General features: G+C 71.4%; 9 protein-coding genes. 3 read left to right on the top strand and 6 right to left on the bottom strand.

Going from position 1 to position 11,597, the window contains the following annotated elements:
* Nucleotides 1-70: 70 nt before the first annotated feature.
* Nucleotides 71-2,104 (bottom strand): thioredoxin domain-containing protein, encoded by a 2,034-nt coding sequence (locus AB0O67_RS07115; RefSeq protein WP_365447041.1) that lies wholly within the window; start codon nucleotides 2,102-2,104, stop codon nucleotides 71-73.
* Nucleotides 2,105-2,298: 194 nt separating this feature from the next.
* Here AB0O67_RS07115 and AB0O67_RS07110 point away from each other — a divergent pair, with 194 nt between their 5' ends.
* Nucleotides 2,299-5,499: a tetratricopeptide repeat protein gene (locus AB0O67_RS07110; protein WP_365447039.1), complete on the top strand. Its 3,201-nt coding sequence runs from the start codon at nucleotides 2,299-2,301 to the stop codon at nucleotides 5,497-5,499.
* A 291-nt stretch (nucleotides 5,500-5,790) separates the two neighbouring features.
* On the opposite strand, the gene AB0O67_RS07105 is transcribed toward AB0O67_RS07110, so the two are convergent.
* Both AB0O67_RS07105 and mca read right to left on the bottom strand, forming a co-directional pair.
* Entirely contained in the window at nucleotides 5,791-6,051 is a 261-nt protein-coding gene (locus AB0O67_RS07105) for a hypothetical protein (RefSeq protein ID WP_365447037.1), read from the bottom strand.
* Nucleotides 6,044-6,904 carry a mycothiol conjugate amidase Mca gene (mca, locus tag AB0O67_RS07100; protein WP_365447125.1) on the bottom strand — a complete coding sequence of 287 codons (861 nt, stop codon included), beginning with the start codon at nucleotides 6,902-6,904 and terminating at the stop codon, nucleotides 6,044-6,046. Before mca ends, AB0O67_RS07105 begins: the two co-directional genes overlap by 8 nt.
* A gap of 168 nt (nucleotides 6,905-7,072) precedes the next feature.
* On the opposite strand from mca, the gene AB0O67_RS07095 reads away from it, so the two are divergent.
* Complete coding sequence (locus tag AB0O67_RS07095) at nucleotides 7,073-7,471, top strand: DUF4307 domain-containing protein (protein ID WP_365447035.1); 399 nt, start codon at nucleotides 7,073-7,075, stop codon at nucleotides 7,469-7,471.
* Between the two features lie 168 nt (nucleotides 7,472-7,639).
* The gene (greA, locus tag AB0O67_RS07090) at nucleotides 7,640-8,140 is read left to right on the top strand and encodes a transcription elongation factor GreA (RefSeq protein WP_365447033.1); all 501 of its coding nucleotides are present in this window, start codon (nucleotides 7,640-7,642) and stop codon (nucleotides 8,138-8,140) included.
* A 148-nt stretch (nucleotides 8,141-8,288) separates the two neighbouring features.
* Here the strand turns inward: greA and AB0O67_RS07085 are convergent, their stop codons facing one another.
* The 3 genes from AB0O67_RS07085 to ilvA form a co-directional block, all read right to left on the bottom strand.
* Nucleotides 8,289-9,134 carry an ABC transporter permease gene (locus AB0O67_RS07085; RefSeq protein ID WP_365447031.1) on the bottom strand — a complete coding sequence of 282 codons (846 nt, stop codon included), beginning with the start codon at nucleotides 9,132-9,134 and terminating at the stop codon, nucleotides 8,289-8,291.
* Nucleotides 9,131-10,153: an ATP-binding cassette domain-containing protein gene (locus AB0O67_RS07080; RefSeq protein WP_365447029.1), complete on the bottom strand. Its 1,023-nt coding sequence runs from the start codon at nucleotides 10,151-10,153 to the stop codon at nucleotides 9,131-9,133. The genes AB0O67_RS07085 and AB0O67_RS07080 overlap by 4 nt, the downstream gene beginning before the upstream one ends.
* 209 nt (nucleotides 10,154-10,362) lie before the next feature.
* Nucleotides 10,363-11,592 carry a threonine ammonia-lyase gene (gene ilvA, locus AB0O67_RS07075; protein ID WP_365447027.1) on the bottom strand — a complete coding sequence of 410 codons (1,230 nt, stop codon included), beginning with the start codon at nucleotides 11,590-11,592 and terminating at the stop codon, nucleotides 10,363-10,365.
* Nucleotides 11,593-11,597 lie beyond the last annotated feature (5 nt).

Raw genomic sequence — 11,597 nt, 5'->3', positions numbered from 1 at the left:
GGAACGGGGCGGCGCCTAGCGGGACGTGTCCGAACACGTGCCCAATTGCGCAGCCCCGACCGGCGCCTGATCAGGCCTTCAGCGCCACGCGCAGCCGTTCCGGATCCGTCGTCGGCGCGTCACAGGTGAAATTACGACACACGTACGCAGTCGGTTCACCGCCGACCAGCGGACGGTCGGCGAGCAACGGGAACTCCTCGTTCCCCGGCACGCCGTACGCGACCACCGCACCCGGCGCGGTGCCCAGAAGTGCCGTGCGGTGCAGGGACCTCGTCGCCTCGTCGTCGAGCGCGGGACCCACGACGGCGACCTCACGCGGCCCGTCCAGCCAGGCCTCCGCGACCGCGAGGCCCCAGCCGATGAACCGCGGCACCCGCGACCCGAGCGCCTTCACCACACCCAACGCCTGCTCGGCGGCCGCGCGATGAGGCTCGGCGCCGGTCTGGGCGGCATAGCTCAGCAGCGCGCCCGCGGCCGCGGTCCACCCGGACGGGGTGGCGTTGTCGGTCGGGTCCTGCGGACGGCGGATCAGCTTCTCGGCGTCGGCAGCGGTGTCGAACAGGCCACCCGTCTTCTCGTCCCTGAACCGCACAAGGACGTGGTCGAGCAGCAGCCCGGCGAATTCGAGCCAGACGCCCTCACCGGTGACGGACGCCAGCGCGAGAAAGCCCTCGGCCACGTCGGCGTAGTCCTCCAGGACGCCCGCGCTGCCGCCGACCCGGCCGTCCTTGCTGGTCCGCGCCAGGCGCGCCTGGTCGTCGAGGTGGACGCGGACGAGCAGGTCGGCGGCGGCGACAGCGGCCTCCACCAGGTCGGGGCGGTCGAAGTAGGCGCCGGTCTCGGCCAGGGCGGCGATCGCCAGGCCGTTCCAGGCGGCGACGACCTTGTCGTCCCGTCCCGGCGCCGGACGCTCGGCACGCGCCGCCAGCAGCCGCCGCCTGACGGACTCGACCTTCTGCGCATCGAACACGCCGTCGGACTGCGGAAGTTGCAGGACCGAGGCGCCCTCCTCGAACGTGCCCTCCTCCGTCACCCCGAAGTACCGGACGGCGAGTTCGGCGTCGTCGTCCCCGAGGACCTCGCGCAACTGCGCGGGCGTCCACACGTAGTACGCCCCCTCGACGTGCTTCCCCGTCCCGTCGTCGCTGTCCGCGTCCAGCGCGGAGGCGAAACCGCCCTGTTCGGTGCCGAGTTCGGCGACCAGGAAGTCCGCGGTCTCCAGCGCGACCCGCCGGGCCGGCTCGGATCCCGTCGCACGCCACAGATGGGCGTACACCCGGCACAGCAGGGCGTTGTCGTACAGCATCTTCTCGAAGTGCGGCACCACCCAGTCCCGGTCGACGGAGTACCGGGCGAAGCCGCCACCGAGCTGGTCGTAGATCCCGCCCCGGGCCATCCGCTCACAGGTGTCCTGCGCCATCTGCAACGCGCCCTCGGCACCCGTCCGGGCGTGATGGCGCAGCAGGAACTCCACGACCATGGACGGCGGGAACTTCGGCGCCCCGCCGAAGCCACCGCGCTGCGCGTCGTACTCCCGGGTCAGCCCGAGCAGCGCCTGCGCCAGCTCCTGCTCACCGGGCGCCTCGGAGCCGCCGAACCCGATCTCCCGCTCCGCGAGATCCCGCGCGATCTTCCCCGCCACGTCGGTGACCTCCGCACGGCGGTCCCGCCACGCGGAGCCGACCCCCTCCAGCACCTGCCGGAAGGAGGGCATCCCGTGCCGGGGCGCCGGCGGGAAGTACGTCCCGAAGTAGAACGGCTCGCCCTCCGCCGTCAGGAACACCGTCATCGGCCACCCGCCCTGCCCGGTGGCCGCCTGCAGGGCCTCCATGTACACGGCGTCGACGTCGGGCCGCTCCTCACGATCGACCTTGATGTTGACGAAGTGCTCGTTGAGGTAGTCGGCGGTGGCCTGGTCCTCGAAGCTCTCCTTGGCGAGGACATGGCACCAGTGACAGCTCGAGTAGCCGACGCTCAGGTGCACGGGGACGTCGAGCCGTCGTGCCTCCTCGAACGCCTGCTCCGACCAGGGCCACCAGTCGACGGGGTTGTCGGCGTGCTGAAGGAGGTACGGGGACGTCTCGTGCGCCAGTCGGTTCGGCATACCTCCATCCTGCCCGACGGCGCGGGAGGCTGCCGATACGACCGGCCGGGGGCAGGTGGGGGCGAGCGGGGCGGAGAGCTGTCGCAACGGCCGGCCGCCATCTCCCCGGGCCGGTGATCGCCGCCCTCTCGCCATCGCGGGCTCGCGCAAGGACACTCGTAGCTATGGCAGTTGGCGCCGGAGGGGGACGGGACATGCGGGACGGTCATCGGGTGGAGGCCGAGCGGCTGTTGGTACGGGCGGTGGAGGAGGAGGTTCGGCGCTCCGGTGGCCGTAGCGACGGCAAGGTGCTGCTGGCGCGGGCGCGTGGGGAGCTGGACGCGATGGCGCGGACCGCCGCCGAGGAGTACGAGGCCTACACGCGGGCCCTGGACGAGACGGAGGCCGGCCGGCTGACGTTCGGGCAGCGCTACGCGCGTGAAGGTGCCGGTACGCCGCTGGTCGTGGCGGGGGTGGCCGCCGTGGCGGCGGTGGTCGCCGATCTGGCGTTCGGTACGGGGACGTCGACGGCGCTCGGCGCGGGCGTGACCGTCGGGGTGGTGGGCGCGGCGACGACCGTGCTGAAGGTGGCCGGTTCACATCTGCCGGCCGCGCACCACCGGGCCGGTGCGGTGGGCCAGCCGGGCGGGCCGGAACAGCTGCGGTTGCAGTGGCTGACGGCGCTGGAGGTACGCGGTATCCGTCCGTTCCTCGACCAGCAGCGGGTGCTGGCCGCGTCGACCGGTCCGAAGAAGCCCGGGCCCAAGCTGCTGGGTGCGGACAAGAGCGGGGCGGCGCGCGGGCGGAGTGTGCTGCAGCAGTCGTTCGGACAGCTCCCGGAGCCGGTGGGTCCGTTCGCGGGCCGGCGGCAGGAGATGGCGCGGATCCGGCAGTGGGTGCAGGCGGCGCGCGCCAGTACGCAGACCCGGCCGACGGTGGTCGTGCTGCACGGGGCGCCCGGCAGCGGCCGCAGCACTCTCGCGGTGCGTGCCACCCACGACCTGAAGGACCAGTTTCGCGGCGCGTGCGTCGTCGATCTGCGCGGCGACAGCCGGGACGAGCCGCCACTGTCCACCCGCGAGGCCCTGCTGCATCTGCTGAACCGGCTGGGCGCGCCGCGCGAGCAACTGCTGTTCCGGGAGCGTTCGTCGGCGGACCAGCAGGTCAAGCGGCTGAGTGAGCTCTACCACCACCATCTGACCGGTGTGCCCGTCACCGTCGTGCTCGACGACGCCTCGGACCCCGGCCAGGTGCGCGCGCTGATCCCCGAGCGGTCCGACAGCCTGGTCCTGGTCACCGCGCGGGCGCCGCTCGACCTGCCCGGCGACCTCCCGGCGTGGGTGCACCAGCTGGCCGTCGAGCCGCTCGACACGGCGAGCGCGGAGGAGCTGACGGGCGCGGCGGCGCAGGGCGAGACGGGGCCGTACGACGCCGAGTCCGCCGGGCTGATCCGGCAGTTGTGCGGTGGTCTGCCGCTGGCGCTGCGCATCGCGGGCTCCTCGCTGGGCCCTCGCTCACCCCGCCGACTGGCGTCCGACCTCGGCGCGTACGGCCCCGTGGACCCGGTCGAGCGGGCCCTGTGGCTGCGCTACACCGACCAGAACGAACCGGCCCGGCGGCTGCTGCGGCGCCTCGCCCTCGTCGGCCGGGCCTCGCTCGGCGCCGCGGCGGCGGCGTCCCTGCTCGCCACCGACGAGGCCGAGGCGTCCCGGCATCTCGTCGCGCTGTCCCGGGCGGGTCTGATCGACCACGTCCGCGGCAGCCGCTACCGCCTGCACGACCTCGTCCGCGCCTTCGCGCACGCGCGGCTGGTGGACGAGGAGGAGGCGAACGAGCGGGCGGCGGCACAGGAGCGGCTGATCGTGAACTACGCCGACCTCGCCGACTCCGTGCTGCGCCTGGTCGACGGCAACATGTCGACCCGCTCCGACCGCTTCGGCCCGCACGGCTTCACCTCGCTGGACGAGGCGCTGCGCTGGCTGGACGACGAGTCCAGCTTCATCACGGCCGCGCTGCGGCACGCGGAGGGCGTCGACCAGGGAGCCGTGCTGAACCTGCTGGGCGCGCTGTGCGACTACTGCCTGCTGCGCGGCGACCTCTACCGCCTCGGCGAGATCAGCGAACTGGCCCAGGCCGTCGACCAGGGCCTGCTGATCCGGTCGGTGCAGTGGCGCACCGGCATCGCGGCCCGCCAGCTGGGCGAGCTGGACAAGGCGCGCTCGACGCTGACGTCGGTGGTCGACCTGTACCGGGAGGCGCACCACGACGCGGGCGCTGCCCGCGCCCTGTGCTCTCTCGGTATCACCCTGCACCACCAGGGCAACCTCACCGAGGCGGCGGCCCGGCTCCGGGAGGCCCTCGACATGCAGTCCGCGCCGTCGCTGGCCACGGACCGGGCCTGGACGATGCACGCGCTGGCCGCGGTGGAACGCGATCGCGCGCACCTCGCCGAGGCCTTCGACCTGCTGAACCGCTCCCTGGAGCTGCACCGCGCCGGAGAGTCCCTGCACGGCGAGGCCTGGGCCCACTTCCAGCTCGGTCAGCTGTACCTGCGCCTCGGTGACGTGCCGCGCGCCGAGGCGGAGCTGCGCCGGGCTCTGGAGCTGTACGGCCGTACGCGCGACGCCCGTGGCCAGGCGTGGGCCCTGACCCAGCTGGCCCGGGCCCGGCTGGTGGCGGGTGACGCGTTCCCGGCGGTGGAGGAGCTGCGCCGGGCGGCGGCCCGGCACCGCGACAACGAGGATGCGCGCGGTGAGGCGTGGACCCTCTTCTACCTTGGCCAGTCGCTGGAGGAGGCGGGCGAACTCGATCAGGCGGTCCGCGAGCTGGAGCGCTCCCGCACGATGTTCTCGCGGATGCGTGACGTCTACGGCCTGGCCTGCGCCCGCCACCACTCGGCCCGGGCGACCCGCGACCAGCGCGCGGCCCAGACGGGCTCGCTGCGCAACTCGGGTTTCGCCCGCCAGCTCCTGGTCGACGCCCGCGCCGACTTCCACCGCATCGGCGTCGCCCACGGCGAGGCCTGGACCTGCCTCGAACTGGCCGTGGTCGACGCGGGCAACGCGCGCACTCCCGCGGCGCTGGCGCTGTGCGACGAGGCGGTCGGCCTGTTCGCGTCGTACGGCGACCGCCGCGGTGAGGACTGGGCCCGCTTCCTGCGCTGCACCCTGCTGCCGTACGCCGCCCCCGGTGGTGTGGAGGTCGGTACGGCGGTGGCGCAGGAGGAGCTGGCCCAGCTGTCCCGGGCCGGCCATCCGGCACGGGACGAGAAGCTGGACGACTATGTGGAGGCGTACCAGCTGCTGCTGGAACGGGGTGTGGAACTGGAGGCCGGCTGGCAGGCCTGGCGCCTGGGAATGACCCCCGGCCGCCACGCCCGCGAGGTGATGGGGGTGGCGGTGGCTACGCCGTCCTGAGGCCGGGAGGACCAGGCGGGCCCGCTGACCCGCTCGGCCGCACCCTCAGGCGGCCCTGCCGACCACGAGCGCACGCTCAGCAGGCAGCGCCGCCGACCCCGCGGCCGCGCACGCTGCAACCCAGGGCGCGCACGCTCAGCGACGACCCGCGGAGGCACGCTCAGTCCCCCGGGCCCACGCTCAGGCGGGCCTGCCACCCGAGGGCGGACGCCCGGTCGCTACCGCTGGCGCACGCTCGGGTGCGCCCGCGGAGCAGGTGGTCCTCGTCGCTCTCCCCGGCGGGCCGGCCGCTCAGGCCTGGGACGTCCTGCCCGGCGTGCCGGTTTCCGCCGTGTCCCTGCCGGAGGTCCCCGCCGGGTCCGGGGCCTCCTTGAAGTCGACCCGGCCCATGTGCCGGCTCATCGACTTCATCAGGCCCCAGACGGCCAGGGCCATCACCGCGAAGACGATGAAGCCGAGGACGCCGGGGGTCACCTTGTCCTCGTCGATCTCCTTGGCGAGGGTGACGAGGTGGGTCATTGCCATGCTCGCGCTTGCGCTCATGTCAGGCATTGTCCCGGACGCCCGCGAAGAGGTCGTCCTCGGGGAGGGAGGTATCGGCGAGCGACTTCGCGAGCTCGTACTCCTCGGTCGGCCAGACCTCCTTCTGAAGCTCCAGCGGCACCCTGAACCAGCCCCCGTCGGGGTCGATCTGCGTGGCGTGCGCGATCAGCGCCTTGTCACGGATCTCGAAGTAGTCGGCACACGGAACGTGCGTGGTCAGCGTGCGGTCCTTGTGGCCGAACTCGTCCCAGCGCTTGAGCCACTCCCCGTAGGGGGACTCCATGTCACGGTCCACCAGCGCCTTGTGCAGTGCCTCGGTACGCGGCCGGTTGAAGCCCTGGTTGTAGTACAGCTTCAGCGGCTGGTACGCCGGGCCGTACTCCGACTCCGGGTACTTCTCGGTGTCCGCCGCACCCTCGAACGCCACCATCGAGATCTTGTGCGTCATGATGTGGTCGGGGTGCGGGTACCCGCCGTTCTCGTCGTAGGTCGTGATCACCTGCGGACGGAAGGTACGGATCTTCCTCACCAGCTCACCGGCCGCCTTGTCGACGTCCTCCAGGGCGAAGCAGCCCTCCGGCAGCGGAGGCAGCGGGTCGCCCTCGGGCAGGCCGGAGTCGACGAAGCCGAGCCACTCCTGCTTGACGCCGAGGATCTCGCGCGCCTCGTCCATCTCCTTCTTGCGTACTTCGTGGATGTGCTCCTCGATGTACTTGTCGCCCTGCAGCTTGGGATTGAGGATGGAGCCGCGCTCCCCGCCCGTGCAGGTCACGACCAGCACGTCCACCCCCTCGGACACGTACTTCGCCATCGTGGCCGCGCCCTTGCTCGACTCGTCGTCGGGGTGCGCGTGGACGGCCATCAGTCGCAGCTGGTCAGTCAAGACTCAATCCTCGTTTGGTCGGCGCCCGGTGTGACCGGGTGCGAACGGCGGCTTCTATAGTGACCGAATCGGGGGGCGAATAATTCCGGGGGTACGGCCCGGAAGCCCCTTCGGGACATGGATCCCGCCCCGGCCGAGAGGACGATCATGAGCACGGCGAGCACTCGACTGCCCGAGGGCCGTTACGGCCGTTCCTCGGACGAGCGTGCCGACCGCACCCTCAAGGTCGTCGGTCTGGTTCTTGGTGCGCTGCTCATCGCTGTGATCGGTTATTTCGCCTACCACTACATCGCGCAGAACAAGATCAGCGCCGAGGTGATCAGCTTCGATCTCTCGGACGACGCGGTGAAGGTCGAGCTGGCGGTGGAGAAGGACGCGGGCGCCTCGGGCTACTGCACGGTCCGCTCCCAGGCCGCCGACGGCGCCGAGGTCGGCCGGGCCGACTTCCGCTTCGGCGGGGACGCCGAGCGCGTCACCGAGGTGGTCACACTGCGCACCACCGCTCCGGGTACCACGGCGGAGCTGCTGGGCTGCCACGCCGACTGACGTCACTCCTCATCCGCAGGCTCTGACCTGCGCTGACGTGATTTTGGGCACGAATGTCCTACCCCTTCCGCCCCTGAATTGTTAGGCTCGTGGTTTCGCCCACTCGCTGAGGAACATTCTTCTGGGTAGGGCGATGCTTTGTATCCCCAGTACCGACGAGGAGCACCTGTGACCCAGACCAGCGAGAACGTCACCTGGCTGACCCAGGAGGCGTACAACAAGCTCAAGGATGAGCTTGAGTACCTTACTGGTCCTGCGCGCACGGAGATCGCCGCCAAGATCGCGGCCGCGCGCGAGGAGGGCGACCTGCGCGAGAACGGCGGGTACCACGCGGCCAAGGAGGAGCAGGGCAAGCAGGAGCTTCGTGTGCGCCAGCTGACCCAGCTCCTCGACAACGCCCAGGTCGGCGAAGCGCCGACCTCGGCGGACGGCGCCGTGGCGCCCGGCATGGTCGTGACGATCGCCTTCGACGGTGACGAGGACGACACCCTGACGTTCCTGCTCGCCTCGCGCGAGTACGCGAGCGCCGACATCGAGACCTACTCGCCGCAGTCCCCGCTGGGGGCCGGCGTCATCGGAAACAAGGTCGGCGAGGACGCGGAGTACGAGCTGCCGAACGGCAAGAAGGCCTCCGTGAAGATCCTGAAGGCCGAGCCGTACAGCGAGTGAGCTGACGGGAGGCGCGGCGGCGAACCACTGCCGCGCCCCTCTCGGTCCGCCCGCTCTCGACAGCCCCCGGCGTCCGCGCGACGCCGGGGGCTTCGTCATGCTCAGGTCAGCCGGGATGGGCGGCCGACCGGACCCGGGCACGGCTGCCTCACGCCGTGGCCGAGCGGTACTTCCGTACCGCGAGGGTCCGGAAGATGACGATGATCACGGCCGAGTAGATCAGTGAGGCCCAGACCGGGTGCTGCATGGGCCAGGCGTCCGACTGGGAGACGCCAGGGTTGCCGAAGAGCTCGCGGCTGGCCTGGACCGTGGCACTGAAGGGGTTCCACTCGGCGATGTGCCGCAGCCAGGGCGTCATCTGGCTGGAGTCCACGAACGCGTTCGACACGAAGGTGACCGGGAAGAGCCAGACCAGTCCACCGGAGGTGGCCGCCTCGGGCGTCCGCACGGAGAGGCCGATCAGCGCGCCGATCCAGGTGAACGCGTATCCCATCAGAAGCAGCAGCCCGAACGCGCCGAGCACCTCGCCCACGTTCGTGTGGGTGCGCCAGCCGACCAGCAGGGCGACGATCGCGAGCACCAGCAGGGTGAGCGACGTCTGCACCAGGTCGGCCAGGGTGCGCCCGGTCAGCACCGCACCACGCGCCATGGGCAGCGAGCGGAACCGGTCGACCAGGCCCTTGTGCATGTCCTCGGCGATGCCCGCACCCGCGCCGGCCGTGGCGAAGGTCACGGTCTGGGCGAAGATGCCCGCCATCAGGAACTCGCGGTAGACGCCGGGCTCCGTGCTGCCGCCGATGTTCATGGAGCCGCCGAACACATAGCTGAACAGCACCACGAACATGATCGGCTGGAACAGCCCGAAGATGATCATCTCGGGGATCCGGGACATCCGGATCAGGTTGCGCTTGGCGACGATCAGGGAATCCCGGACGGACTGGCCGAGCGGATGCGGGCGCGCGGCCCGCTGGGTGGCGTCGGTGACGGCACTCACTTGACGGACTCCTTCTTGCGCTTGCGGCCCTTGGCGTCGGCGGACGTGTCGCCGGCCTCGCCCTTCTCCTCTTCCCTGACCTCGGCCGCGTGTCCCGTCAGGGACAGGAACACGTCGTCGAGGGTCGGGCGGCGCAGGCCGATGTCGTCGATCTCTATACCGCGGACGTCCAGTTCGCGGATCACCTCGGCGAGGAGCTTGGCACCGCCGCTGACGGGCACGGTCAGCTTGCGGGTGTGCTCCTCGACGGTCGTCTCGCCCTTGCCGAAGCCGGCCAGCACCTCGGCGGCGGCGGCCATGTGCTCGCGCTCGTGCACCACGACCTCGACGCGCTCGCCGCCGGTGCGGGCCTTGAGCTGGTCGGAGGTGCCACGGGCGATCACGCGGCCCTGGTCGACCACCGCGATGTCGTGCGCGAGGTGGTCGGCCTCCTCCAGGTACTGCGTGGTCAGCAGCAGCGTCGTACCGCCGGAGACGAGCTGCTTGATGACCTCCCACAGCTGCTGGCGGTTGCGCGGGTCGAGGCCGGTGGTCGGCTCGTCCATGAACATCACGGGCGGCGAGACCACCAGCGCCGCGGCCAGGTCGAGCCGGCGGCGCATGCCTCCGGAGTAGGTCTTGGCGGGCCGGTCGGCGGCGTCCGCGAGATGGAACTGGTCGAGCAGCTCTCCCGCGCGGGCCTTCGCGGCCTTCGCGTTCATCTGGTAGAGCTGGCCGACCATCTGGAGGTTCTCCCGGCCGGTCAGGTACTCGTCCACGGCGGCGAACTGGCCGGACAGGCCGATGGAGCGCCGCACCTCGTCGGGGTGCGCGAGCACGTCGACACCCGCGACGACGGCACGGCCGCTGTCGGGGCGCAGCAGGGTGGTCAGACAGCGGACCGTCGTCGTCTTGCCGGCGCCGTTCGGCCCGAGCAGGCCGAGGACGGTGCCCTCGGGGACATCGAGGTCGACGCCGTCCAGTGCCCTTACGTCGCCGAAGGTCTTGACCAGACCTTCGGCGTAGATGGCGCCTGGCATATGAGTCTCCACGTCGGTTGGGGTGCTGCGAGAGCACGGGGTCTGCGGGATTCGTCCCGACTGATGGGCGGGGCCACGAGACACACCATAACGCGATGTATCGCGTCTCTCAATGACGGTTGCCCGGACGAGTGACGAAGAATTGGCGATCTTGACCCGGTCCCGGCCCGACCCGGGCCTTCGCCAGCAGTCCGCCGCCCGGCGGCGGCTCAGTCGATGACGGTGTAGCCCGCCTCGCGCAGGGCCTCCCCGACCTCGACGCAGTGCGCCGGGCCCTTCGTCTCCAGGTGCAGTTCGACCTCCGCCTCCGTGAGCCCGAGCCGAGGATCGGTCCGTACATGACTCACGTCGAGGACGTTAGCGTCCACCACTGACAACGCCCCGAGAAGCGTCGCGAGGGCACCCGGCCGGTCCGTCAGCCGCAGCCGTACGGCCAGGTAGCGGCCTTGCGCCGCCATCCCGTGCCGCAACACGCGCTGCATCAGCACCGGATCCACGTTGCCGCCCGAGAGCACCGCCACGACCGGGCCCTCGAAGGCACCCGGATCGCTCAGCAGCGCCGCCACCGGACTCGCCCCGGCGGGCTCCACGACCAGCTTCGCCCGCTCCAGGCAGAGCAGCAGCGCGGTGGACAGCTCATCCTCGCTGACCGTCCGGACCTCGTCCACCAGATTTCCGACGAGTGCGAACGGCACGTCGCCGGGCCTGCCGACCTTGATGCCGTCGGCCATCGTCGCCGGGTTCTCGATCGACACCGGGCGTCCCGCCGCCAGGGAGGGCGGGTAGGCCGCCGAGCCCGCCGCCTGCACACCGACGATCCGCACCTCGGGCCGCAGCGCCTTCACCGCGACCGCGACACCGGCAACCAGTCCGCCGCCGCCCATGCCGACGACGATCGTGCGCACCTCCGGGCACTGCTCCAGGATCTCCAGGCCGACGGTGCCCTGACCCGCGATGACGTCCGGGTGGTCGAACGGGTGGATGAACACCGCGCCGGTCTCGGTGGCGTACTCCTGTGCGGCGGCCAAGGTCTCGTCGACCACGTGTCCGTGCAGGCGTACCTCCGCGCCGTAGTCCCGGGTCGCGCTGATCTTGGGCAGCGGAGCGCCCTTCGGCATGAACACCGTGGAGTGGACCCCGAGCAGCGAGGACGCCAGAGCGACGCCCTGCGCGTGGTTGCCGGCGCTCGCCGCAACCACGCCGGCGGCGCGCTCCTCGGGAAGCAGGCCGGCGATCCGGACGTAGGCGCCGCGCAGCTTGAACGAGCCCGTCCGCTGGAGGTTCTCGCACTTGAGGTGGACGGGGGCGTCCACCAGCTGGGTCAGATACCTGCTGCCCTCCATCGCGGTGACCCGTGCGACGCCGCTCAGCATCTTCTGCGCACCACGTACGTCGTCCAGGGTGACCGAGGGCAAGGAGGGGGCCTTGCGGTAGTTCATGACTC

Source organism: Streptomyces sp. NPDC086077 (assembly GCF_040686175.1).
Classification (GTDB): domain Bacteria; phylum Actinomycetota; class Actinomycetes; order Streptomycetales; family Streptomycetaceae; genus Streptomyces.
This window is presented reverse-complemented; position numbering and strand designations above follow the sequence as displayed.